Below are 26502 nucleotides of genomic sequence, written 5' to 3'. Positions count from 1 at the left end.
CTATGTGCTTATGCACAGAAAAGAGTATATTATTTATTGATAACGCTTTCATGCTAGGGGGATGGATGTGAGAACGATAATGATCGTGGATGATGAGGTTCGGCAAGTAAAATCTCTCTCAGCGATCATCCGGAGGCTTCGTCCGACGTATCGGACCTTGGAAGCGACGGATGTCGAGATGGCCTGGAAGCTGCTGGAGTTTGAACCAATCGATGCAGTGCTCACCGATATTCGGATGCCGGAGGAAGACGGCCTTACCCTTGTTGAGCGGGTTGCTGCCAAGAAGCCTCATATTCGAACGATAATAATTAGCGGTTACGGTCAATTCGATTATGCGCAGAAAGCTATTGAGCATCGGGTTACCGAATATCTAATCAAACCAATTGGCCTTTCGGATATTGAGCGTCTCCTCGTTAAGCTGGAGGGCCTATTCAAACAAGACAATAGACATCAGGAGCTGAGCAAAGAACGCTATTGGCATGAGGCCATTAAAGGAACGCTTACCGAGCAGCAACGGCAGCTGATGGGAAGATATGCGCCTTCTGACGGTCCGGGGCTTGTTCTCGTGTTCGAAATGAGCGGTACTGACGGTACGGACCGAATGGCATTGCTTAAAGAACGTTGGGCTGTCGAGATTGTTGCCCTCGGACAGTGTGAAACATTTACCGATTTGGCCGAACATCATATCGTGAGTCTCGTTTGGCTGAACAGCATTATTGCGGCTAAGCCGTCAGAGATGGTAATGAAGATCAGCCGGGCGTTAGAGCGTGTAAGGGCGGACGGTTTTGAGGACATTTCCGTGGGCGTGAGCTGTGTCCGCGCGCACTTTCATATGGATGTGATCGTATCCTATGGTGAAGCAGTACTGGCATTGCGGCACCGGTTCTATGCATCGGAGGATACAGTCTTCTGGAGATCGGATGTTCAGCCCTTTATGGAGAAAGTATCGCCAAGCGCGAAGGAGATCACGGAACCTCTTGTTTCGGCAATCAAGGCGGATGAACGCAGCCGGGCACTGCAGCTGGTAAATTCCTTCTTCCAGGTGAGAGAGGCGTCGCCATATCCAGAACCTGGGCTGATCCGTGATGAAATAGGACTGATGGTATGGCAGCTGCTCCACGGCTTGAAAAGTCTGTTACCAGCGGACTCCGACGAGTGGGAGCATGGACGGTTGCGGAAGAAGTTCAACCGGTACCGGGACTACCAAGAGCTGCGTCTTAGGTTTAAAGAGCTCGTCCTGCAGCTATTGGAATTGGCCAGGAAAACGAATTTAGATAAGAACGGACTTCTCATTCTCCGCTGCCAGAATTATCTTCAGCAGCACTACATGGATGATGTTTCCCTTGAGTCGGTTGCAGCGATGTTCCATTTTAACTCATCCTACTTCAGCAATTTATTTAAACAGCGAACCGGGATTAATTTCACGGAATATCTTCTGAACCTGCGCATTAACAAAGCAAAGTTGATGCTGGAGCAATCAGATGACAAAATTGCGAGTATCTCGTTGAGGACCGGATTCAAAACTGCCGCTTATTTCAACAAAATGTTCAAGCGCGAAACTGGCATATCGCCCAAAGCGTTTCGGCAAATGAACGGCAGCGGTGCCGCAAAATGAAGTCATGGATTCGGACCTTGAAAGAAGGACGGTTGCATACGAAGCTGCTCCTGACATATGTCATGCTGCTCACAGGCACAATCATCATCTTGGGCATCAGCGACTTCCGTCTAAACCGCAGTACGGTGCTTGATATGGCACAAAAGGATGTCTTCACCATTGTCCGTAAAAATAACGAAATTATCGATGCGAAGTTTTCACGGATCCGCGAGATGATCTACGGATTTATGGAAGATGATGATTTCTACCAGACGTTCTCGACGCTTGACAAGAACAATAAGACGAAGGTGCTTGCGGCCGATATACGGATAAAAGGGATACTAGACAAATATTTTGCGCAGTCACAAGATCTGTACTCCGTGCAAGTCGCGACCTCCTATTTCATTTTCGGCACGTCCTCTTCGGCGAATAGCGAGCATGCGAAAAATTTCATACCAATTAAGGGTTTCAGGAATACGGAGTTGGATCGGACGGCCAAGGAGGCGGATGGAAAAATCCAGTGGGTGCCGACATATAACTTTGCAGACATGTACCAAATTTCGTATCTCAAGAGTATGGAATATGACTATAAGTATTTGTTTTCAGCTGTATCCTTAATTCGAGGCTCTTACTATAAGGGTAAATTCCGAGCTTATACGGATCTTCTAGACAAGCCGACTCTGCTGCTGAATTTCAAGGATTCCTTATTTACAGATGTGTTTAAAGACAGTATTCCCGTCAGAGGCTCTTCCTACATGGTCGTCGATGCGAACGGTCAAATTATTGCTCATACCGATCGTTCTTTGTTGACAACAAAGGCAGGCTTTCCGTTTCTTCAGGAATTAATGAATGACAAAAGCGGCGTACGAATAGTACGGATCGGCGGAGAGCAGCAAGTACTTGCTTTTGCTCGTTCGAATATAACGGGATGGCTGAGTATAGCCGTCATTCCTCCAAGCGAGCTGTTGGCCCCGATCACGAAGCAGTACGTCCGAAACATGTTAATTTCTGTTGCCATCATTACCGTTGTATTTATCGCGTTTTCCTATTTTCTCTCAATGCTGGTAACGAATCCGTTCCGCACCATGATTCGGGCGATCGTCAATACGGGGGAAGGGCGGTTCGAAACACGGTTTGAACAGAGCGGTAGCTACGAGTTTCGTATTTTGATGAAGAAATTCAATGATATGAATGAGAATATCGTAAAGTTGATTCAAGAAAACTACGAGACCCAGATACGTGAGAAGGAAGCGCAAATAAAAGCACTTAACCTCCAGTTGGATCCCCATTTTATGTATAACACACTCAATATGGTCAGTTTAATGGCGCTCGAAAAAGAGGAATATGAGATTAGTGATATCGTCGTGAGCTTGTCCAATATGCTGAAATATATGGTAAAGCAAGAGTCGAACCTAGTACGATTTCGAGATGATCTCACGTACCTGGAGAGTTATGTGACCATTATGAGCAACCGCTTTGAGGGCGCCTTCGAAGTTATTTACGATATTGATCAACAAATGCTAGGCGATGATGTACCGAAGTTTTTCCTGCAGCCGCTTGTTGAGAATGCGTTCGTCCATGGCTTCAAAAAGATGAACCGGGAAGGGAAGCTTCGTATTTCATGCCGAAGCTCGAGGGAGGCTCGGATCTATCTGATCGAGGATAACGGGGAAGGAATGGATATGGCCAAGCTGGCCTCACTACGGGAAGGCAGTAATCGCGTGGGCATTTCTAACGTTAACCGTCGAATTCATATTCTCTACGGCGAGCCCTACGGTCTTCAGATTACGTCTGTACCCGGTCAAGGCACAACGGTGACGGTGACGCTTCCGCCCGTCCAACAAGGGGAGGGACTGACTTGCGGAAAAAAGGATTAATCATCTTTATAGCGGTGATTATGGTTGCTATGGTATTTCTCATATGGAGAGCGAATATCCCCCCATCCCACCGAGACCCGCAAATAGAGTACCCTAATCATATAACGTTGAAATTTACGTACTGGGGTTCCATTGAAGAGAAAAATGTAATTGAGCAAACGCTTGCGGAATTTTCAAGAGCCTACCCATGGATTTCAATAGAGCCGATTCATTTTCCGAACTCCGACTACAATACAAAAATGATGGCGATGTCCGCTTCCAACGAAGAGCCGGATTTGGCGTACATGACGACTGAGCTGGGAGAAGCATTCAGCCGAGAAAACAAATTTTTGAATTTGTTTGATTTTATGGCTAAAGATGATGAATTAAATAAAGACGATTTTCTCGATTATATCTGGTATAAATCAGCCGAAGACTATGCATGGGGCGTCAGCACAGCGGCAGAATGCTTTGGGCTCTTTTACAGGAAGGATCTTTTGAAGCAAGCAGATGTAGACCCTCCTTCACCGAAAGCTGAACAAGCATGGAGCTGGGGGCAACTGGTGGATGCGGCCAAGAAGCTTACGCTAGATAGTCAGGGCAGGAATGCTTACGATCCCGCTTTTGATAAAAATCATATTGTCCGATACGGTATCATGTTCGAGACGTGGTCGGACCCACTGAACAATTTTATCTTCAGCAATGGTGGTGATTGGGTTAGCAGTAATAGAAAGCAGTTTGCACTTCAGTCGCCGGAAGCAGCGGAAGCCATTCAGCATTTGGCCGATCTAATCAATGTCCATCATGTGGCACCCTCGCCCTACGAGTCGAAATCGCTACCATCCATGAGTATGTCACTGCAGGCTGGACTAGCAGCAATGGTTGTTGACGGGCAGTGGATTAATCTTGATTTGGGTAAAGCAGGGGTCGATTTTGATATTGGGGTGCTGCCTAAGTTAAAGAATAGCGTGACGGTAGGACTGAGCGGAGCGACAGTCATTTTCCGGTCATCTGAACATCCGGAGGAAGCATGGCTGTTGTATAAGTGGCTCTCGGATCCGAGTAAATCGTTGTCTTTGTATTCCGACGGTTTATGGATGCCCGTGCTCAAGGAGTGGTACACGGATCCGGTTCTTGTCGACGCATGGGTTAACTCCAATCCAGCGGCGCATCCGCCAGGGTTCAGAGATGCTATGATGAAACAGTTATTGGAAAATGGCAGGCCAAGTGTTGGATACTATCTTCAGAACCAGTTGGAAATATTTCCCGAAGTTACAGAAGGATTGCTTCCCGTATGGCAAGGTGAGAAGAAGGCCAGTGATGCCTTACAGGAAATCGCAAAGAAAGTAAGCGTTCTATATTCGCAAAAATAGTCAAAAAAACCAAGAATACTGCAATTTTAGCCCGCCAGCCTTTCGGTATAGTAAAGGTGTGGTTATGAAAGCGCTATAAAAGACGCTGGCATAGCCGACACCATACCGATCATGGAGGGTCTTTAATATGAAAAAATGGTTAGTCACACTTGTGTCGCTCATGATGCTGGCATTACCGCTGATGGCTTGCAGCGGTAACAACACTGGCGGCACGAACAATGGGAATTCCGGTAATGACGGAAATAAAGAACAGGTAACCTTGAAGTTCATGGGTTGGGAAGTCAGCCCGCTGGAGACGCAGAGCGTCAAGCGGGGAATTGAGCAGTTCATGAAAGAAAACCCGAACATAAAAGTGGAATACACGACGATCCCCGGTGGTACGCAGTACGTTGCTAAGATGCAAGCGATGGTACTCGGCGATGAAGCGCCGGATGTGTTTTTCTTGCAAAGCGATTACTACCGTGACTTCGTCAAGCGGAACAGCCTGCTCGATCTTACGGACCGCGTTACGACAGAGGGCGTATCCGAGGATTTGATCGACTCGGCCGTCCAGCTTAGCATGGTGGACAATAAATATTACGGCATCGAATCCTGTATCGTAGCGCCGGTGCTCTATTACAACAAGGATATCTTTGATAAAGCAGGGATTGCCTATCCGCCAAGTGATCCATCCAAAGCTTGGACATGGGATGAATTCGTTGATACGGCCAAAAAACTGACAATCAAGAACGGCAATAACGTCGAGCAGTATGGCGTTTATGGGATGGAAACCTATTACAACCTCATAGCAGAAATAATGAGTAATGGCGGCAACTGGTTTACCAGCGACCTGAAGGCCTCCGCGGCCAATACACAGGAAGTGAAAGAAGTTCTTCAAGCCGTCTCAGATCTTCGTAAGAAGGAAGGGGTAAGCCCTGAAGGTAAGCTGCTGACAAACAGTGGCATGAGCGCAGCGCAAATGCTTCAAACCGGCAAGATTGCCATGCTCGTAGATGGATCTTGGGCGCTTCAAGAGCTATCGCAAATGAATTTCAAGGTGGGCGTGGGCGTCCTGCCGAAGTTCGATGAGGCCGTGACACACGGTCAGGCGCATATGCATGTTGCATCGGCTAATACGGAGCATCCGGAGGAAGCTTGGAAGCTGATCAAGTATCTCTCGTCTGAGGACTACCAGCTGCAGAACGTCAAGGCTGGATTGTGGCTGCCGAACCACAAATCGCTGTATACCGAAGAGGGAATTCAGAAGTGGCTGACAGAGGGCGTTCACCCCGACGGATTTAAGGTAATGATTCCTTACTTCACTTCCTCCAAACCGTACCCGTATGCTTTACTCAGCAGCCAGAAGATTCAGGAGGATACAGCTGCAGAGCTGGATAAGTTCTTCCTGAGCAATCAATCAATCGATCAGACCGTGCAAAACATCGAAAGCGTCGTTAATAAAAGCCTAGCCACACAATAAAACAACAAGCGGCGTTTGGGGAGGGAAGCTTTCCGCGTCCCTCTCTACGTCTGCTCCGGGGTGAGATGATGAAATCTGTAAAGCCACTTCTCTATAAAGACGGTTTCTGGGCATTCCTAATGCTGTTGCCGAATTTAATCGGCTTCCTAATGTTTTTGCTGCTGCCCGTGTTTGCCACATTTGTAATCAGCTTCTCGAGCTGGAATTTAACCGATTCCTTCGCCTTCAACGGATTCGATAATTACAAGGAACTGTTCCATGATCCGGTGTTCATACAGGTCATGGGCAATACGTTCTACTTCACGATTGCCAGCGTACCAATCGGCATCGTAATCTCGCTGCTTCTTGCCGTTTTCCTGAATCAGAAGCTTCGGTTTATCCGTTTTTACCGTGCTGCATTTTTCATTCCCGTCATCTCGTCGATGGTCGCGGTATCGGTCATTTGGCAGTGGATTTATAATCCGGAATACGGATTGCTTAACTATGCACTCTCATGGTTCGGCATTGACGGTCCTGCTTGGCTGACAGACCCGCAGTGGGCTATGCCGACTGTAATCTTAACGACCATCTGGAAGAGCTTGGGCTTCAATATGCTCATCTTCCTGGCAGGACTACAATCAATTTCGGAGAGCTACTACGAGGCGGCCGACATTGAAGGAGCCAAATGGTATTCAAAATTTTGGCATATTACGCTGCCGCTTCTTTCGCCAACGACATTCTTCGTCACGGTCATGTCCATCATTAATTCGTTCCAAGTCTTCGATACTGTTTACTTAATGACTCAAGGCGGCCCTGCCCGGTCCACTTCAGTGCTTGTCTATTACATCTTCCAGAACGCTTTCCAGTATTTCCGCATGGGTTATGCAAGTGCAATGGCATATGTGCTGTTCTTTATTGTGCTGATGATAACGTTCATCCAATTCTGGCGACAGAAAAAATGGAGTATCTATTAAGGGGGAGGCAGTCATGAAGTCGCGTATTTGGTTAAAGCCGACCGCACATATCATCTTGCTGATCGGGTCCATTATCATGCTGTTTCCGTTCATTTGGTCGGTCTGCACATCGCTGAAGAACGTCAATGAGGTATTCACGTACCCGCCGCGATTCTTTGGTGAGGAGCTGAAATTTTCGAATTATACGAATATGACCGATCGATTCCCGATCATTCAATTCTTTTTTAATACGCTTAAGATTACCGTTATCGTCGTCGTTTTTCAGCTTATAACAAGCTCGATGGCAGGATATGTGTTCGCGAGGCTGCGGTTTCGCTTCCGTGAAGGGCTGTTTGGATTATATTTGGCCACCTTGATGGTACCGGCGCAGGTGACGATGATCCCAACCTTCCTGTTGATGAAATATTACGGGCTGCTGGACTCTCATTGGTCGCTCATTCTTCCCAGTCTTGTGTCAGCGTTCGGTACGTTTTTGCTGCGTCAATTTTTCTCAACGATCCCGGAGGCGCTGGAGGAGGCGGCAAAGATCGATGGCTGCACGCCTTTCGGAATTTACTGGCGTATTTTCGTTCCGTTATCCAAACCAGCTCTGGCAACACTCGGTATTTTCATCATGCTGGGGACCTGGAACGATTTCGTCAACCCGCTCGTCTTTATCAACTCGATGAGCAAAATGACGCTTACGTTAGGGCTTGCCAACATGCAGGGGCTGTATTCAACAGACTGGCCGGCCTTGATGGCGGCCACGGTAATTACCATTCTGCCGGTTCTTATCGTATTTCTAAGCGCACAGGACATCTTCGTACGAGGCGTTACACTATCGGGGTTGAAGGAAGGGTAGCGTGGAAAGCAGGCAAGGCAATGAAGAAGGAGGAGAGCAAACGATGACACCAAAAACGATGAGTACAACAACCGGAGCGCTGCGCGATATCCGCATTCAGGATTCGTTCTGGTCAGACTATATCCGGTTAATCCGAGATGTCGTCATCCCTTATCAGTGGGAGGCGCTCAACGACCGTATCCCTGACGTAGAGCCAAGCCATGCGATCCAGAATTTGCGAATCGCGGCAGGAGAAGAAGAGGGTTCATTTTATGGCATGGTCTTTCAGGATAGCGACGTGGCCAAATGGCTGGAAGCCGTCGCCTACTTGTTGGAAAGCGAGCCGGATGCCGAATTACAGCGGATGGCGGACGCTGTGGTCGACCTGATCGCCAAAGCGCAGCGCGAAGATGGATATTTGAACACGTATTACCAGTTAAAAGAGCCAGGCAACGAGTGGACGAATCTATGTGAATGCCACGAGTTGTACACGGCAGGTCATTTAATTGAGGGTGCGGTTGCCTACTGGCACGCGACCGGCAATACGAAGATTCTTGACGTCGCCTGCAAGTTCGCGGATTATATTGGAACGGTGTTCGGTCCGGAACCTGGACAAATTCACGGTTATGACGGGCATCAAGAGATCGAACTGGCGCTCGTGAGGCTCTACCGGGCAACGGATGAAGAGCGCTACCTGCAGCTGAGCCGTTACTTTCTGGATGAACGGGGCCGTGTGCCTTCCTTCTATGATCGGGAGCATGAGGCACGCGGCCATACCCATCATTGGGAATCGGACTTCATGATTAAGAAGAAATCATATAGCCAGGCACATGCGCCTATCAGGGAGCAGCAAACAGCTGAAGGGCATGCTGTGCGCCTTGTCTACATGTGCGCTGCGATGGCCGATATCGCACTGGAGTCGGGTGATGCGAGTTTGCTTAAGGCATGCAGAAACCTATGGAACAATATCGTCACCAAGCAAATGTACGTGACCGGGGCGATTGGCGGGATGGCGCAGGAGGAATCATTTACGCTTGATTATGATCTTCCGAGTGATACGGCCTACGCAGAGACATGCGCGTCCATAGGGTTAATCTTCTTCGCTCAACGGATGCTGAAATTGGAACCGGACAGCAGGTACGCCGATGTCATGGAGCGAGCCTTATACAACACGGTACTAGGGAGTATGTCCAGGGACGGAAAGCATTTCTTCTATGTCAATCCGCTGGAGGTATGGCCGAAGGCATGCGGTGTCAATCATGTGTATGACCATGTCAAGACCGTCCGCCAAGGCTGGTTCGGCTGTGCCTGCTGCCCGCCGAACGTAGCACGCCTTCTCGCGTCGCTTGGTCAATATATCTATATGACCAATGATTCTACAGTCTATACGCATCTATATATTGGCGGCGAGGCCGATCTCATGGTTGGCGACAACCGCATTACGTTAAAGCAGCATTCTGAGCTGCCGTGGCAAGGGAATGTGCAGTTAGGCATCCGTACAGATGCAGAGAAAGGCGCTATGTTTACGCTGGCTCTAAGGGTTCCGTCATGGTGCACTTCTATGCATATCCTGATAAATGGTGTACCCTACATGGCGGACATCGACAACGGTTATGCTCTTATCCGCCGTACATGGATGGACGGTGACAGAATCGACCTGAGCATACCGATGGAGGTCTTGCGCTTAAAAGGCCATCCGCTGCTTCGCGAAACGGGCGGCAAGGTTGCGATTCAACGCGGACCGCTCATCTATTGCCTGGAAGAAACGGATAATGGAGAGCACCTTCACCGGCTATACGTCGGATCCTTCCAGGCGGCCGAGACGGTATTCGAGCAGAATGTGCTCGGGGGCGTTCAGGTGATCCGAATGGAAGCCTCGCGGCTGTCGGATGAAAACTGGAACGGCGAGCTGTACGCCTCAAACGTGAATTCGCTATTCGAGCCCGCCACGGCAACGTTCATCCCTTATTACGCATGGGCAAATCGCGGAGAAGGCGAGATGGCGGTCTGGGTGCGGGAGAGGTAGATCAGATTCTAACGAGAATAACCTTGGTTCCGTCGTTTGGGAATGAGGTTATTCTTTTTTTTTGAAGATGTTGTTTTCTTGTAAAAGAGCGCTTCAAGTGAAGTCTAAATATACGACAATTATCCAAAGAAAATGTAATTTCCGACTTTTAACAATTTGTTATATTGAGAATGTAAGCGATACCATTTTAAATCTGGAGGTGATGTGGAGTTGCTTAGGATTTAACGTATTGAATAATATACGGAGGTGTTTTAAGTGAAAAAACTATTGATGTCAAGCATGGCAGTAGTTTTGTTAGGAAGCGTGCTATCCGCTGCACCAGTCCAAGCAGCATCTGATTTGACGGTCGATCTTTCCAGCATCATCGGTCCGGTCACCCACAGCTCTGCAGGTTCCCTTTATGGCGTAATTGAGAATAAGCCTGACAATAATCTCTTTCTACCATTGCGCGCCAAAGCTTACATTAATCCGGCGGTATCAGGCTATCAGCAGCCATGGGGGGCGGCTATTCCCGTCGCACAGCGGCTGGCGCCATCTGGCAGTAAAGTCACGATTCGTCTAGCTGATTGGTATACCGGCTGGTATAATTATACGAATTTATCGGATTGGTTCAACAAGCTGACAACAACGGTCAATGACGTGAAGGCTGCCAGACTTACGAATGTATACGGTTACGAGTTGTGGAATGAGCCTGATGGTACGTGGAAAGGCAAATATGTAGGTACGATTGATTACAGTGACAGTTACGTAGAATATACCGTCAACGTCCCGACAACCAAGTCCTACGCCGTAACGGTTCGTTATGCGAATGGTACAGGAGCGGCTTCCTCTCATCAGGTTCGCGTCAATGGCGGTAGTCCGGTAACGGTCTCGTACCCGAGTTCCGGCGGCTGGTTCAATAGTGGTGCGGCATCCACGATTTCACTGAACTTAAATTTGACGGCCGGCAGTAATAAAATTCGATTCAGCAAAGGGAGCACAGGGTATGCCGAATTGGATTACATCGACGTAGCCGGAGGCAGTCCGGTACGATACGAGGCTGAGAACGGTGCGGTAAACCACAGCAATGTATACAATAGCGGATATGCTTCCTCCGACATTTCCGGTAATCTGACTTTTCGTGAGTTTTTCAGCGAGACCTACAAGAAGCTGAAGCAGCTTGATCCGTCGGCCAGAACAATCGGCCCTTCTTTGGCGGGGTACTCGCACTACGCCATGGTTGATTTTATGAGCTATCAAAAAGCGCAAAATACACTGCCGGAAATTACCTCCTGGCATCAGCTGTTAAACGAAAATTTCACGGCCATTCATAATGATTACCGTGCAATTGAAGCCTCGCTTGGTATTACTCCGCGGCCCATTTCAATTAATGAGTACAGCGGCGCAGGATGGTTAAATGATGAAGGAAAGCCTGGCGTTGTCGCTCCTTTGATTGCTAAGTTCGAGCGTCTTAAGGTTGATACAGCGATGCAAAGCTATTGGGATGTGCCGAATCCAGGCCGATTGGGAACGCTTCTCGCAAACGACACGCAGCGGAATGGAGGCTGGTGGTTCTACAAGTGGTATGGTGATATGTCCGGCAATATGGTTAGCGTCACGCCTCCAAACGTGAACGATATTCTTGCGCTAGACGGGTTTGCGAACGTGGACGTTACCAAGAAGTTTGCCAGCGTCCTGTTCGGCGGGGTAACAGATGGCTCCGTCAATGCTGTGATCAAAAATTTCCCTTCGTTCTTCGGCGGCAACGGAAGCAAAGTACATGTACGGGTGGACTGGACACCGTTCGTCAATCGAAGTACGGTCGTAAACACGACCAAGACGCTGCTTGAAGGCGATTATACGATTAACAACAATCAGATAACAGTTCCGATGACGGGGTTGTATAATAACGACGGCTATCGTATTTATATCACACCGTATGGTCAAGCGAACAATGTGTACGAAGCTGAAGATGCAGCGGTCAACGGTGCTAGTATCGCTTCCAACGGTACAGCATCCGGGGGTAAATACGTCGCTCAAATCGATCATAACGACAGCTACGTCGATTTCTATGTCAAAGTGCCGACGGCCAAAAGCTACACGATGACCATCCGCTATGCCAATGGTACCGGAGCGAACGCCACGCATAACTTAGCCTATAATGGTGGCCCATTTTCGACGGTTACATACCCAGCTACTGCCGGCTGGGGGCAATTCGGTACGGTGAACGTTAGCGTGAATCTAACTACCGGCGACAATATTATCCGATTGGCCAAAGGAAGCACAGGGTATGCGGAGATTGACAGTATTACGATTAACTAGCTATAGGATCAGCCTTGAATCTCAAGCCGCTAGAACGCTCTGGCGGCTTTTGGCTATATTATGCACGGGCTAATGGCAGAGAAGGCGAGATGACCGTTTTAGGCGAGGGATATTGCGATTATAATTGTAAAACATCTTAGTCCATTGACTGGACTAAGAGTTCTTATCTTTAGAGGGAATAAAGTTTCCGGAAGGAAAGCGGGGTCATCCCGATGTAACGTTTGAAGCAGCTAGAGAAATAAGGTGCATAATGGAAGCCCACCTGCTCACCAACTTTGGCGATCGGCCATTCCGTCTTGATCAGGAGGAGCTTGGCCTGCTCTAGTCGGTATTGCAGCAGGTACTCCATTGGCGTACATTGATAGATTTCCTTCATGCACCGCACAATGTAATTCGAATGAAAATGAAGCGATTCTGCTAGAATCTCGTTGGTCAGGTCCTTCTGATAATGGCGGCGCAGATAGGCCTCTGTCCGCTCGGCCAGTTTGACGACCGAACTTGTAGTGGAGTCGTCTTGCTCGTCTTCTTCGAGCAACTGAAGCAAATCCATGAATTGCTGCTGCTCTTTCCAATAAGTCGCTGATCCATTGGCGTTCGTCTGCTCGTGCATCACCTCGAGCAGACGAACAATGCTGGCGAACTGCCGCGGAGTCGAGTGCTGCTGCAATTTGAGGTAGTAGGGGTTCGCCCATGCATGCCGGATCGGAAGGGAGGTATGAGGATCACTAATCTCCCGATAGGTGCCGTTGTACTCAAAATGGATCCAATAAAAGACCGTCTCTTTCGTGCAAATGGCTGACGTGTAATGATACCGATCTGGAAGGAGCAGCAGTGACTGACCTTGACGAACTTGCCATTGTTTGTCTTCTTCCCCCATGAAGAGTGTGCCTTGAAGAACAAACAGAAGGTCAAATACGCCGATATTGCGCCGATTCGGATGCTGCTGTCCCGGTTCATAACGCGTCTGTCCAATCGTAATATAATACGGCATCGGCGGGAGCTCGAATAGGACTTTGTTCATTTGATCTGCCTTTCTGTATGTGTGAAATTCTATAAAAAAATAGTTGGATTCATTCGTAGAAAATGATTATTTACAAGGATACACTGGTGGAAGTGAACAATCAAATATTATATATTGGGGCGATGAAACTTATGGGGAAAACTTCTGCGCTAGCCGCAAGCCAGACCATTCTGCTCGAAGGCTTATTCAAGGATTCGCAAGAAACGGGAAGAGAATATTTGCTGCGTATGGATGTGGACCGCCTTGCAGCGCCTTGCTATGAGGCGGCCAAGCTGGAGCCGAAGAAGGAGCGCTATGGCGGTTGGGAGTCGACGCCGATCGCGGGGCACTCCATCGGGCACTGGCTGTCCGCTGCCGCTGCAATGGTTGCCGTCACGCAGGACGAAGTGCTGCAGAAGCGGCTGAATCAGGCTGTCGACGAGCTGGCCTTCGTTCAATCGCATGACCCGGATGGGTATGTCAGCGGATTCCCGCGCGACTGCTTCGATCGCGTTTTCGATGGCAATGGCGAATTCGAAGTGCATAATTTCGGCTTGGGCGGCTCGTGGGTACCATGGTATAGCATCCACAAAATTTATGCCGGTCTGATTGATGCCTATAAGCTGACGGGGAATCAGAAGGCATTGGAGGTCGTCATCAAGCTGGCCGAATGGGCGAAGAAGGGCACGGACCGGCTGACGGAGGAGCAATTCCAACGCATGCTGATCTGTGAACATGGCGGCATGAACGAATCGATGGCGGACCTCTACCTCATTACGGAGAACCGCGATTATTTAGATCTTGCGGTCCGTTTTTGCCACCAGGCTATTCTGGAGCCGCTCTCTCGCGGCGTAGACGAGCTGGAAGGCAAGCATGCGAATACACAGATTCCGAAGGTAATCGGAGCGGCCAAGCTCTACAATATCACCGGGGAAGAGAAGTATCGGAAGATGGCCGAGTTCTTCTGGCAAGAGGTTACGCAGGGACGTACCTACATCATTGGAGGCAACAGCATTTTTGAGCATTTTCGGAAGAAGCATTCGGAGAAGCTGGGCGTGGAGACGGCAGAGACGTGCAACACGTACAATATGCTAAAGCTAACCCGGCTTTTGTTTCAATGGTCGCCGAATGCCGAATATATGGATTTCTATGAGCGGGCGCTGTACAACCATATTCTGGCCTCGCAGGATCCGGACTCCGGCGCGAAAATGTATTTCGTATCGACTGAGCCGGGCCACTTCAAGGTGTATGGAACCGATGACCATTCATTCTGGTGCTGCACCGGCACTGGCATGGAAAACCCCGCTCTCTATACGCGCGATATCTACTATGCCGATCACGATACGGTCTATGTTAACCTGTTCATCAGCTCCAAGGCTGTCTTGCAGAACGGAAAGTTCGTGCTGCGGCAGGAGACGGATTTCCCGCGGACGAACGAGACTCGAATCATACTGGAGGAAGCTTGCGGCGAACGTATGAAACTTCGCATTCGCGTTCCGTATTGGGCTGCCGGAGCGGTTAGGGCTGACGTCGGTGACACGGAGACCTATTCCAGATCGGAGCAAGGTTATTTGGAAATTGACCGCGTCTGGAATGCGGGCGATGTCATCACCATCACGCTGCCGATGGATCTTCATGTGTACCGATCGAAGGAAGATGCGAAGAAGGTAGGCTTCATGTACGGACCAGTCGTGCTTGCCGGCGCACTGGGTAGAGACAATTTCCCAACGTGCGACATTGTCGACAATCATCTTAAGCTACACCAGCATCCGCTCATCGACGTCCCGGTACTGGTCACGGACGAGGACGATGTGAGTAAGTGGATCACGCCGGTTGAGGGGAAATCGCTGACCTTCGTAACGGACGCCATCGGAGAGCCGGGCAGCCAGCGTATAACGCTGATCCCGTTCTACGAACTTCATCATCAGCGTTACACCATCTACTGGACGATGATGGACAAAGCGCAATACGGTAGTTATGTGGACCACGAGAAGGCCGAACGGCAGCGTCTTCATGCGATAACGGTCGATGTTGTGAGTCCCCATGAACAGCAATCGGAGGTCGAGCATGCGATTGCGTCTCAGGAGTCCAAGTCAGGCTATTCCGCTCATGCGCAGCAAGGGTATCGCATCGCGGAGAGCGGCGGTTACTTCAGCTATCGCATGAAGGTCGCAGCCGGCCAGCCGATGGCCCTTCAAGTGACTTACTATGGCAGCGACGGACCATTCCATAATGATCGAGGACCTCAGCAAAGGGTATTCGACATCCTGATCAATGATCATGTCATCGCTCGACAGAAACTGGAGGCTCAGCTTCCAGAGCAGCTGTTCAACGTGCAGTACGATCTCCCGGAAGATCTTCTTAGCGGTACTGATTCCGTAGAAGTGAAGTTCGCTTCGGCGGATGGAGGTGTTGCTGGCGGCGTGTTCGGCATCCGGATGATTGATCGGCTGAAGCTGGAACAGTGGAGCAATAACCAGCAGTGATCAAGGGACTGTCCATTGAAAGAACGGCAGTAGACGTTTTATTTAGACAGTCATATAAAATGAAGTTTAAGCTTTGATCATTAGGCTTCACCGCATAGGTGGAGCCTTTCTTTGTATTCAGGGGAGGCATTATCCAAGGTTGCTCCAGATTCTACAGGCGGCCATTAACATGGTACGGAAATTGAAGATGAGACGACCGAACAAATCGGCAAAGAAGTATATCAATAACCACTTCTATTTTTACAATTATCAGGAAAATCTAAATGGCCTTAGCCTTATGAAATTCAGGACCAGGAAACCTGTCTCGTTCGACAACACTTTAGTAACCCGCTTTATGATTTTTGTCACAATTATAGCTCAGAAGAGTCATACCAAAATCAGGTGCAAGCTATATACTTATAGACGTCACGCGGAGGTATACATGTTAATGTAAGTGTGATTTAATCCACCTTGCTACTAGTAATTATTACGAGAGAATGGCGGGAGAATTATGGGAGTGACCAAATGTCCATCTAAAATGAACGTGAAAATCAATACCTATGGCAGGGGGAAGCGAATGAAGAAAACAGCAGTGTTTGGTACTATCATCTGTTTTGTGTTGTTATTGACAGCGTGCACAATCGGAAAAGCCAACACGGGAGAGGGGACGGGTGATATTAACGATACATTGACCCTTTCATGGCCGCTTGATATTGGCCCGATTAATCCCCACTTATATGATCCTAGCGAAATGTTTGCACAGGCGCTGGTTTACGATCCGCTTGTTAGTTATGGGGATAACGGTAAGATTCAACCGGCCCTGGCAGCAAAATGGCAGGTTTCCGAGGATGGCAGGAATTATACGTTTACCTTGAGGGAGGGCGTGTTGTATTCGGATGGAACCACCCTAACAGCGGAGAATGTAAAGCGGAATATCGAAGCTGTCATTAAGAACAAGGATCGGCACAGCTGGCTGGAAGCAATCAGCCTGATTGATAAGGTCGAGGCGATTGATCCACTTAGAGTCCGAATTGCATTAAAAGAAGCATACTATCCTTTCCTGCAGGAGTTAACACTAATCCGCCCGTTGAGAATGCTTGGCGACAGCGGGTTCCCCGCGAGCGGTTCTACAGCAGAAGGAATTGCTGCGCCTATCGGTACAGGCCCGTGGATTTTAACCAATTATGTACAGGACAGTCATGCTGAATTCAGCCGCAATGATCATTATTGGGGGGAGAAGCCCAAAATCAAAAGAGTAGTCATCAAGTTTATCTCGGATTCCCAAACCCGTATCATGGCACTGGAAAAGGGCGAGATTGATCTGATTTTCGGCAGCGGCCAGCTGGCTCCAGTCGAGTATCAAACGCTGCAGCAGCAGAGTAATTACCAGACAATGGTTTCGGGTCCCTTATCCACGAGGGTGCTGGCAATCAACTCTACAGTTGCTCCGACGAACGAGAAGGAGGTTCGTTTAGCGCTTCAACACTTAGTGGACCGCAAAACGATCGTGGAGCATCTGTTAGATGGTCTGGAAGAGGAAGCAGAATCGTTGTTCTCGCCGGGTTTTCCCTATAGTGACATTAAGGCAGGGCAATACCCATACAATATCGGGACAGCGATGCAACTGCTAGACCAAGCAGGCTGGAAAGCTGTTGACGGAAAGCCGTTTCGAATGAAAGGTGCCGAAACCCTTCAAGTTACGATTCCTTATCGCAGCACGGACGCGATTCATAAAGCATTACTGGAATATCTGCAAAGCGCTTGGCGAGAGGCCGGCATTGATGTAAAGCTTCAGCCGGATGAACCGCTGGTTTACACCCAGAAGGTTAAGGCGGGTAAGTTCAACCTGACCATGAATGATACTTGGGGCGTTCCGTATGACCCGCATATGTACATTCGTACCATGACCGGCGAGAATCAGCTTGGATACTATGCGCAAAAAGGTACAGCGGATTCGGAAACATTTACGGAGAATGTTGAGAAGGTTATCCGCGCAACAGAAGAGGTGGAACGCCGCGCCTTGTATGAATCGATTCTGCAAAGCATCCATGATGAATCGATGCTTATCCCGATTTCTTATCGTACCAATTATTTGGTGGCAAATGAACGGGTCAACGGTCTGCAGTTTACTCCACATCAATACGAAGTGCCGCTCTCACTTTATGAAATGAAGGAATAAGAACGATGGGGCGATTTCTTGTCAGACGAATTGGAAGCATGGTGTCGGCATTATGGGGCGTATCCCTTATAGCCTTCTTCTTGATCCGGGTAATTCCTGGTGATCCTGTTGAAGCTTACTTTGCCATTAATCAGCTGCCGGCCAGCGTGGAAGCAATGAATGCGATTCGCGAGGAGCAAGGGTTTAATAAGCCTCTGCTCGCGCAATATGCAAGCTGGATTTTGGGGGTTCTTCAGCTTGATTTTGGAAAATCCTTCAGCTCAGGTTTAGATGTGGCACGATCCCTCGCGGACAAATTCCAGGTTACGGTAACCATCTCCGCAGCGGCATTAATTATTATCATGTGTATTAGCGTTAGCGTTGGTGTATTATCCGCGGTAAAGCAATCGAGCCTGTTTGACCGAATGACACGCACAACTGTATTTATGATCGCTTCCATGCCAAGTTTTTGGCTGGCATTTATTCTAGTCTATGTCGTTGCTTTAAAATGGGGGCTTCTGCCACTGTTAGGCTGGGGAACCTGGCAGCATATGATACTGCCGTCTTTAACGCTGGCACTTGGTTTCTGTCCCTACTATATCCGCTTGATACGAGCAGGCATCCTGGAGCAGCTGCAGCAGCCCCATGTCCAGTATGCAAGGGCACGCGGGCTCAAGGAAAGCGTCATTGTACGCCGTTATTTACTTAAGGGAACCCTGCCTTCGTTCTTAACTTCACTCGCGATGACATGCGGCGGCTTATTGGGCGGGGCTGCGATTATTGAAATCGTATTTACAATCCCAGGGATAGGAAGACATATCCTGCTTGCCATGGAAACCCGCGATTATACAGTGCTTCAAGGTTTTATCCTGCTCATTGGATTCTTTTATACTGCAATTAACTTTGCAGCTGATCTTTTCTGTGCCATAATCGACCCGCGCATTCGTCTTAAAGAGGGGGTTCAATAATGAAGAAAAACAAGCGCTTGCCGTTCATTATTAGCAGTACGCTGGTTGGTTTGCTTGTCCTCGTGGCCGTGCTTGAGCCTTGGCTTATGCCCAATGATCCTTATGCGACGAATATTGCGATGAAGCTGCAAAGCTACTCAGCTGCCTACCCATTAGGGACAGATCATTTAGGACGCTGTGTTTTCTCCAGGCTGATTGCGGGCGCCAAAGTATCTTTGCTTACCACTTTTTCGATTCTTCTCGTCACGATTATGATTAGTCTCGCCGTTGGCATTACAGCGGGTTATGCTGGCGGGATCTTGGATATGGTGTTGATGCGGATCTGTGACATACTGCTCGCACTGCCTAACTTTATTTTTGCTCTTGTTATTGTAGGCATGCTGGGCGGCGGCTTATTTAATATGTTTATCGGGATTGTATTTGTTGCTTGGGTCTGGTATGCACGATTGATACGCAACATGGTGTTAAGTCTGAAAGAAGCTCAATTTGTGAAATACGCACAAGTGACGGGGGTTTCCCGTTATCATATCGCGCGGGTGCACATCCTGCCCTTTGTGTTTCCACAAATCTTATTGCTGAAGCTAATCGGTCTCGGTTCAACCATTCTGCTGATTTCCGAGCTTTCCTTCCTGGGACTTGGCGTAACAGCTCCTATGGCTGAGTGGGGCATGATGATCAGCGACAGCAAAACATATTTGATGAGCAATCCGATGCTGATGTTTATTCCCGGCGTAATGATCTCCTTGACGGTGCTTATCTTTAATTGGTTCGGAGACGCGGTTCGAGATGCACTGGATCCAAAAACGGTATAGAGGGGAGAATTACCTTTGCTTGAAGTAAATCATCTCTCGGTCTATGTCCAGCAAGGGACCAGTGAAAAACTCGTCGTAGACGATATCAGCTTTCTGGTGCCGAAGGGCAAGGTGGTAGGGATTGTGGGTGAAAGTGGCAGCGGAAAGTCAATGATCTGTTCCACGATCCTGCAATTATTCGATGATGGCCGCCGGGTATCTGGGGAGATTCGGTTTAAAGGTGAACAGCTTCTGACTAAATCAAAAAAGGACTTGCGGAGCGTGAGGGGGAAAGAGATTGCCTTCATTATGCAGAATCCGATGTCTATGTTTAACCCCATGCTGACGACTGGGGAGCACTTTGTCGAGACGCTGCAGGCCCATTCGGCGATTAGCAGGAAAGAGGCAAAAATAAAGGGGATCGAGCAGCTGGCACGTTACAAGCTGCCAGGCGATCGTGTGTGGAATAAATATCCTCACGAGCTTAGCGGAGGGATGCTGCAGCGGATCATGATCGCGATCGCGGTGTGCCATCAACCATCCCTCCTCATTGCGGATGAACCGACAACTGCGCTTGATACAGTGACGCAGCTGCTCATTCTGGATGAACTGCAGGCTTATCAGCACAATTCCGGTGCGAGCATGCTGGTTGTGTCGCATGACTTGGGCGTCATCTCAAGACTGGCTGACGAGCTGATTGTCATGCGCCATGGGATGATGGTCGAGTATGGGCCGGCATCCAGCGTGCTTGCCGATCCTCGTCATCCCTACACGCAGGCTTTGCTCGCGGTTAAGGAAAAGAATCGCAGCCTGGATGAGCTTGTCGATTCCTGTGAAGGGACGATTACGGAACCATTAGTAGAATGGAAGCCAGGTTACTGGGTGAGGCAGTAGAAGGGAGATGGAGGTGAACGAATGATTGAATTCGTGAACGTGTCCAAACAGTTTCGAGATGGGAAGTGGTGGGGGCAGAAAAAAACAATTCAGGCTGTGCGCCAGGTCTCTTTGCAAATAAAAGCAGGGACTTGCTTTGCTCTTGTAGGAGAAAGCGGATCTGGCAAGAGCACGCTCGGTAATCTGCTAATTGGTTTAGAAAAGCCGGATCAGGGACAGGTTTTGTTTCAAGACATCAACTTGCACGAAGCAGGCCCAGAGCAGCGGCAGAGGCTGCGAAGAGATATGCAGATCGTATTTCAAGACCCTTACAGCGCTGTTAATCCTCGAATGAAAATAAAAGACGTCATTGCTGAACCTATGCGCGTTCATCTGGAGTACTCCGCAGGTGAGATCAAGGAGAGGGTCAAGCAGCTGCTTGAGGAGGTGGGGCTGAGCGAAGATGCAGGTGAACAATATTCTCACCAATTCAGCGGCGGCCAGCTGCAGCGTGTTACGATTGCGCGGGCGATCTCGATAAGGCCGAAGGTTATCATACTGGATGAGGTTATTAACAGCTTGGACGTTCTCGTGCAGGTTAGTATCATGAAGCTGTTGAAGCATTTGCAGCGCAATTTGAATTTGACCTATTTGTTTATTTGCCATGATTTGCATGCCGTCAAGCTGTTTGCTGATGAGGTCGCCGTCCTTGATAAGGGGGAAATTGTCGATTATACAAATGATGTGACAAGGTTTGACCAGCTGAAGCACCCTGCCAGCCGTAGGTTGATTGAGGCCGAGCTTCCGATCGTCACTCAGGCTTCGGAGGTACATAAGCAAACGGATGAGGAGTATGTGGTAACGAAAGGATTGTATGTATCATAAAAACAGGGCAGCTTTCCAGACAAATGCTTCAAATGTATGCACTGGCACTTTTGTTTTTTACAGCTAATTCGGTTTTAACCGTCATTTTCCCTTTGCAAGGGGCTGAACACGGCTTTCGAGAAGGTGAAATTGGTGTCATTATGGGACTGTATATGTTTGTCTGCATGGTGCTTCGTCCATGGGCGGGGCAAATGATTGCCAAATACAGCGTGATGACGATTATGAAATGGCTGCTTGCCGGCCATGCGGCAGCCTTGCTGCTGTGAGGATCGCGGACAAGGCATGTCCATGTATTCGTTATCGACAGTGCTCCCCGGTCTGTACGGGCCTGCCTTGGCGCTCTTTCTGTGGACGCATTACGACAACTCTTACATCCTGATATTAATCGGGGTCTTGGCAGTCCTTCCTCTGTTCATCATGTACGGTGCTCAGCTGCCAACGGAAAAACAGCACAATGGCAGATTCACGTTGCGTGAAATGTCGAGTGCTCTTAAAGATGCCTGCCGGAACAGCGGCTTGGTCGTATCGGCTGTTGTGTTGTTGACCGGGGCGCAGGCGATCGTCGTATTAGTGCTCTTCTCAAGTTCCTTCTTTTCTAAATTTAAAGGGACGTAACGTCATTTTCCGCTTTTTTGGCTTAAATCCGGGGAAGAGGCGTTTCCCGCTAAAGGTTAACCAAATGAGTAATGGGGCCGCAATATTCCCGCCAAGGACGAGGATAGTGATTCCCCATAATAACCAGGTTTGATTAAGAAATAACCGATATAACCACGATTGGTAGAAAATCTCCACGTACAACACCCCTTAAACAAACTATCTCCAAAGCGCCGCTAACTCATTCTGTTTTGGAATAATTTCCATATTCTCTGGAGACAATACGGTCATTCTAACTTTGGAAAGGTAACCTATGGAAGTTCAACAAATGGAGAAGGAAATTAGCCGATCGGTTGTAGAGAACGATGATGTCCCTATTGGGCGACAGCGCTGACATCGTCAAACGAACCTTAGAGTACGGCAAAGTAAGCGGGGTCTTCTACTATATAGAAGGGCTTGCAGACGCGAAAAAATTAGCGGATTTTATGCAGTTGACAGCGTCCATTGCATTGCAGAATAACGATATGCAGGAATGTGCCAATGACCATTGCAGCTGCCGGCTGTTCGCGAATCGCGTAGGCGGAAATCTTGGACGAACAGTATCAGAAGCCGTTAACGCCATTGTCCAGGGCGATACCGCTGTATTTCTGGAAGGCTGCTGCCACGCAATTTTGCTCGGAACACGAGGCTGGGCGGAACGCGCCATCGACGAACCGGCAACTGAACAGGTCGTTCGTGGTCCACGTGATGGCTTCACCGAAAGTCTACGGACCAATACGGGGCATCTTCGGCGTCGAATCAAAGATCCCAATCTCCGTTTTGATCGGATTGTTATTGGGGAGAAATCGCGTACGGAAATCAACGTTGCCTATATAGATGGAACGGTAAAAGAAGGACTTGTCGAAGAAGTCAAAGCCCGGCTAAACGATATCCGCATCGATGGGATCCTGGAGAGCGGACAGATTGAGGAAATGATCGAGGATGCACCTTTATCGCCGTTTACAACGATTCAAAGCACCGAACGGCCGGACAAGGTTGCGGCTTCGCTTCTAGAAGGGCGAGCAGCCGTCTTCGTCGACACGACGCCATTCGTGCTCGTGATGCCGACGCGATTCTGGGAGCAGCTGCAAGCTTCCGACGATTACTACACAAAGTTTTGGATGGGGTCATTCTTTCGATTAGTCCGTTTTATCGCGTTTATAATCAGTCTTACTTTGCCGTCGATTTATGTCATGCTTGTCTCTTTCCACCATGAGATGATCCCAACGGGCCTAGCTTATACGATCGCTTCTGGACGTGAGGTTATACCGTTTCCCGTTCTTATGGAGGCAATACTTCTTGAAACAGCATTCGAACTCATTCGCGAAGCGGGACTTCGCATGCCGAAACCAGTTGGCCAGGCGGTCAGCATCGTCGGCTCACTGATTATCGGGCAATCCGCCGTACAAGCAGGTGTTGTAAGTCCTTTCCTTGTCATCGTTGTTGCTTTGACGGGTATTTCCTCGTTCGCAGTACCCAACTATACGGCTTCTTTCTCCATTCGAATACTGCGATTCCCTCTGCTAATCGCATCGGGGACGATGGGGCTGGTTGGCTTTGCCGGCATGTTCTTTTTAATTGTGCTCCATGCGTTATCACTTCGGTCGTTCGGTGAATCTTACTTGGCGCCTGCAACACCATTTCATCCGACGGATCAGAAGGATCTCGTATTTCGTTGGCCATGGTGGGCGATGCGGAAACGTCCAGTTATGGCGCAGGGGGAGAACCGGATGGCTAAGGATCAGATGCCTAAGCCGCCCAATAAGGAAAGGAAGTGATGACTACGCTGCGCGTATGGCAGGTTATGACTCTGCTTCTCGTCTGCTCTCTGCTGCTTAGCGGGTGCGGACAAAGACAGCTAAACGAGCTTGGACTGGTTGCTGCCGTAGGGCTGGACCCCGGAAAAGAACCGGGGAGCGTACGGTTGACGGCGCAGATTGTCCGCCCGGCGGATGCGAGGGGGCAGACCGGAGCGCCGACCGGTGGTGTGGGTGAACCGATTTATTCGGTATCAGCGGAGGGACGGACAATTTTTGAGGCGATTCGCAATATGGCCCGTTATTCGACTAGAAGAGTTTACTGGGCTCATAATTACTTGATTGTTATGAATGAAGACTACGCAAAAGCAGGGGTTACGGATATGGTCGATTTCTTCACGCGGAACCACGAACTCCGGATGAACACTTGGGTTGCGGTAACGCCGGATAACGCTAGCGAGGTAGTCTCTACGATTACGGGACTAGAGGTCGTCCCTGGCGAAGCGATTGACAAGCTGATGCGGTTCAGTGAGATCGTGGCCGAGGCTCCGCGAACGAATATAATGCGGCTTCAGGAGATGCACCTGACGCCGCATACACAGATTGTGCTCGCCAAGCTTCAATTGAAGAAGCGGGGTATTCCAAACAAGAGTCCGGAGAAAGGCGCGACACTCAAGCAACTTGAATTATCTGGCGCAGCAGTCTTTCGGGAGGACAAGATGGAAGGCTGGCTGTCACCAAAGGAGAGCAACGCCATGCTACTCTTCCTTCAGGACATCAAATCCGGAGTGATCGTGCAGCCTTGTCCTGATGAAGAGAACCGTTACATAACACTTGAGGTGAGACAGCAGCGGGTTCAGGTAAAACCAGAGATGAAGGAGGGCGAGCCCACATTCAGTGTCTCTGTCTCAACACAAGCAAGTATGGTAGAACTCGGGTGCCGGGCGTCGTATGCTGAGCTTCGTCCTAGCTTGGAGAAACAGTTGGCTGACGAAATAAAACTTTCATGACCCTTTCTGGCTCACAGGCTATGATGAAAATGTCATCATAGTCTTTTTTCTCTTTCTGAAATCCTTCATACTAAGGGTGAACCGGCCAGTTCGTGGCTTTTTGCGGTGGGTTCGACCCCGTAAATAAAACTGCTCGGACAACCTTGAAGCACAGGCTATCGGACTGCGAGTCCGGATAAAAAATCTTCGTTTGTTTCGGTTGTCTTTCCGGTTCAATACTCATGTCGGAGGGATTGTTACAATGTTGGAAGCCATTCTTGAGCGCTGTGCAGGCCTCGACGTACACCAGGAAACCGTTGTGGCCTGCGTTCTTACCGGGCAGCTGGACCGTGCTCCAAAATCAGAGATTCGCACCTTTGGTACCATGACGAACGAGCTCATGGAACTGGGCGAATGGTTAGTGGAGCAAGGTTGCACTCACGTCGCCATGGAAAGTACGGGCGTTTATTGGAAGTCTGTTTGGAACGTGCTTGAAGCCTTTGAATTAGACCTCCTGCTAGCCAATGCTCATCACGTCAAGAATCTTCCCGGACGCAAGACCGACATGAAAGACGCGGAGTGGATCGCCAAATTGCTGCGTTGCGGGCTTATTGAAGGAAGCTTTGTGCCTTCGGAGGACATCCGAGATCTTCGAGATCTGACCCGTTATCGCAAAAAGTTGGTGTATGACGCTACCTCGGAGAAGAATCGCATCCATAAGTCCCTGCAGGATGCGAACATCAAGTTAACTACCCACATGTCCGACATCTTCGGAACATCAGGACGCCTGCTGCTCCAGAAGATCGTAGATGGTGAAGTCATCACAATGGAATTCCTTGAGACGCACATGAAGGGTGCGCTCAAGCACAAATCCCCCAAATTACTTCAATCGCTCAACGGTCGTCTTCGTAAGCATCATCGCGACATGATCCGATTCTCCTGGGATCACCTCGTGTACATTGAAAAGCAAATCCGACTCGTTGAGCAGGATATCCGAAACCGATTAGCCAGCAAACAAGAGGCCATAGATCTTCTCGTTACGATTCCTGGCATCAACGAGCAAGCAGCATCTGTCATTATCGCGGAAATCGGTACCGACATGACCGTTTTCAAGGATGATCACCATCTTGCCGCATGGGCAGGCGTTACGCCAGGCAACCACCAGAGCGCCGGTAAAAAAAAAGAACACGAGCGCGATCCGGAAATGCCCATCTAAAAGCAGTATTATGTGAATGTGCTTGGGCTGCTTCTATGACGCGAAACACAAGGCTCTCAGCAAGATATTGGAGTTGGGTTAAGCGGCTAGGCAAGAAGAAAGCCTTGGTCGCACTTGGACATACGCTGCTTCGCATCGTATACCACATGTTGCTTACCAAAAGCCCATACAAAGAGTTAGGCCCTGATTATCTTGAACGCTACAGACAAGAGCGCGAAAAACGTCGTGAAGCAGAACTCATTCGACAGCTACAGTCCAAAGGCTTCACAGTAACTCGCCCTGCCTAACCTTTCACCTCCACCACGGTCAAGGTCTGCCGAATCGGTAGTCCTGCTTCGGCGTGCGTAAAAATTCGTTTGAGCAAAGATTCATTTTCATAAAAAAA

General features: G+C 49.1%; 20 protein-coding genes. 19 read left to right on the top strand and 1 reads right to left on the bottom strand.

Going from position 1 to position 26502, the window contains the following annotated elements; translation table 11 throughout:
* Positions 1-67: 67 nt before the first annotated feature.
* The 8 genes from DNH61_RS03760 (at position 68) to DNH61_RS03725 (ending at position 12382) form a co-directional block, all read left to right on the top strand.
* Entirely contained in the window at positions 68-1615 is a 1548-nt protein-coding gene (locus tag DNH61_RS03760) for a response regulator transcription factor (protein WP_181438571.1), read from the top strand.
* Positions 1612-3471: a sensor histidine kinase gene (locus tag DNH61_RS03755; protein WP_111145344.1), complete on the top strand. Its 1860-nt coding sequence runs from the start codon at positions 1612-1614 to the stop codon at positions 3469-3471. Before DNH61_RS03760 ends, DNH61_RS03755 begins: the two co-directional genes overlap by 4 nt.
* Positions 3453-4823, top strand: coding sequence for an ABC transporter substrate-binding protein (locus DNH61_RS03750; RefSeq protein WP_245947902.1), 1371 nt, complete (start codon positions 3453-3455; stop codon positions 4821-4823). The genes DNH61_RS03755 and DNH61_RS03750 overlap by 19 nt, the downstream gene beginning before the upstream one ends.
* Before the next feature lie 127 nt (positions 4824-4950).
* Complete coding sequence (locus DNH61_RS03745) at positions 4951-6282, top strand: ABC transporter substrate-binding protein (protein WP_111145343.1); 1332 nt, start codon at positions 4951-4953, stop codon at positions 6280-6282.
* 65 nt (positions 6283-6347) lie between these two features.
* Positions 6348-7235, top strand: a complete 888-nt coding sequence (locus tag DNH61_RS03740; RefSeq protein ID WP_220036918.1) for a carbohydrate ABC transporter permease — start codon at positions 6348-6350, stop codon at positions 7233-7235.
* 13 nt (positions 7236-7248) lie between these two features.
* Complete coding sequence (locus DNH61_RS03735) at positions 7249-8076, top strand: carbohydrate ABC transporter permease (protein ID WP_111145341.1); 828 nt, start codon at positions 7249-7251, stop codon at positions 8074-8076.
* A gap of 43 nt (positions 8077-8119) precedes the next feature.
* Positions 8120-10081, top strand: coding sequence for a glycoside hydrolase family 127 protein (locus tag DNH61_RS03730; RefSeq protein ID WP_220036917.1), 1962 nt, complete (start codon positions 8120-8122; stop codon positions 10079-10081).
* A 255-nt stretch (positions 10082-10336) separates the two neighbouring features.
* Positions 10337-12382 carry a carbohydrate-binding protein gene (locus DNH61_RS03725; protein ID WP_146240940.1) on the top strand — a complete coding sequence of 682 codons (2046 nt, stop codon included), beginning with the start codon at positions 10337-10339 and terminating at the stop codon, positions 12380-12382.
* A 169-nt stretch (positions 12383-12551) separates the two neighbouring features.
* Here DNH61_RS03725 and DNH61_RS03720 read toward each other — a convergent pair whose 3' ends face one another.
* Positions 12552-13403, bottom strand: a complete 852-nt coding sequence (locus DNH61_RS03720; protein WP_111145339.1) for a helix-turn-helix transcriptional regulator — start codon at positions 13401-13403, stop codon at positions 12552-12554.
* Positions 13404-13534: 131 nt separating this feature from the next.
* Here DNH61_RS03720 and DNH61_RS03715 point away from each other — a divergent pair, with 131 nt between their 5' ends.
* The 11 genes from DNH61_RS03715 (at position 13535) to DNH61_RS03665 (ending at position 26117) form a co-directional block, all read left to right on the top strand.
* Positions 13535-15868 carry a glycoside hydrolase family 127 protein gene (locus DNH61_RS03715; protein WP_111145362.1) on the top strand — a complete coding sequence of 778 codons (2334 nt, stop codon included), beginning with the start codon at positions 13535-13537 and terminating at the stop codon, positions 15866-15868.
* A 556-nt stretch (positions 15869-16424) separates the two neighbouring features.
* Positions 16425-18026: a nickel ABC transporter substrate-binding protein gene (gene nikA, locus DNH61_RS03705; protein WP_111145337.1), complete on the top strand. Its 1602-nt coding sequence runs from the start codon at positions 16425-16427 to the stop codon at positions 18024-18026.
* 5 nt (positions 18027-18031) lie between these two features.
* Positions 18032-18973: an ABC transporter permease gene (locus DNH61_RS03700; RefSeq protein WP_111145336.1), complete on the top strand. Its 942-nt coding sequence runs from the start codon at positions 18032-18034 to the stop codon at positions 18971-18973.
* Positions 18973-19785, top strand: coding sequence for an ABC transporter permease (locus DNH61_RS03695; RefSeq protein ID WP_111145335.1), 813 nt, complete (start codon positions 18973-18975; stop codon positions 19783-19785). Before DNH61_RS03700 ends, DNH61_RS03695 begins: the two co-directional genes overlap by 1 nt.
* Before the next feature lie 15 nt (positions 19786-19800).
* Positions 19801-20658, top strand: a complete 858-nt coding sequence (locus DNH61_RS03690; protein ID WP_111145334.1) for an ABC transporter ATP-binding protein — start codon at positions 19801-19803, stop codon at positions 20656-20658.
* A gap of 21 nt (positions 20659-20679) precedes the next feature.
* On the top strand, positions 20680-21522 hold the full coding sequence (locus DNH61_RS03685) for an ABC transporter ATP-binding protein (RefSeq protein ID WP_111145333.1): 843 nt from the start codon (positions 20680-20682) through the stop codon (positions 21520-21522).
* A gap of 23 nt (positions 21523-21545) precedes the next feature.
* The gene (locus DNH61_RS26070; protein WP_146240939.1) at positions 21546-21788 is read left to right on the top strand and encodes an MFS transporter; all 243 of its coding nucleotides are present in this window, start codon (positions 21546-21548) and stop codon (positions 21786-21788) included.
* A gap of 16 nt (positions 21789-21804) precedes the next feature.
* Positions 21805-22137 carry a hypothetical protein gene (locus tag DNH61_RS03680; RefSeq protein ID WP_111145332.1) on the top strand — a complete coding sequence of 111 codons (333 nt, stop codon included), beginning with the start codon at positions 21805-21807 and terminating at the stop codon, positions 22135-22137.
* 344 nt (positions 22138-22481) lie between these two features.
* Positions 22482-23933, top strand: coding sequence for a spore germination protein (locus tag DNH61_RS03675; RefSeq protein WP_111145331.1), 1452 nt, complete (start codon positions 22482-22484; stop codon positions 23931-23933).
* The gene (locus tag DNH61_RS03670; RefSeq protein ID WP_111145330.1) at positions 23933-24922 is read left to right on the top strand and encodes a Ger(x)C family spore germination protein; all 990 of its coding nucleotides are present in this window, start codon (positions 23933-23935) and stop codon (positions 24920-24922) included. The genes DNH61_RS03675 and DNH61_RS03670 overlap by 1 nt, the downstream gene beginning before the upstream one ends.
* Positions 24923-25163: 241 nt before the next feature.
* On the top strand, positions 25164-26117 hold the full coding sequence (locus DNH61_RS03665; RefSeq protein ID WP_245947862.1) for an IS110 family RNA-guided transposase: 954 nt from the start codon (positions 25164-25166) through the stop codon (positions 26115-26117).
* The last annotated feature ends 385 nt before the right edge of the window (positions 26118-26502 follow it).

The organism is Paenibacillus sambharensis (genome assembly GCF_003233845.1).
GTDB classification, from domain to species: Bacteria; Bacillota; Bacilli; order Paenibacillales; family Paenibacillaceae; genus Paenibacillus_I; species Paenibacillus_I sambharensis.
This window is presented reverse-complemented; position numbering and strand designations above follow the sequence as displayed.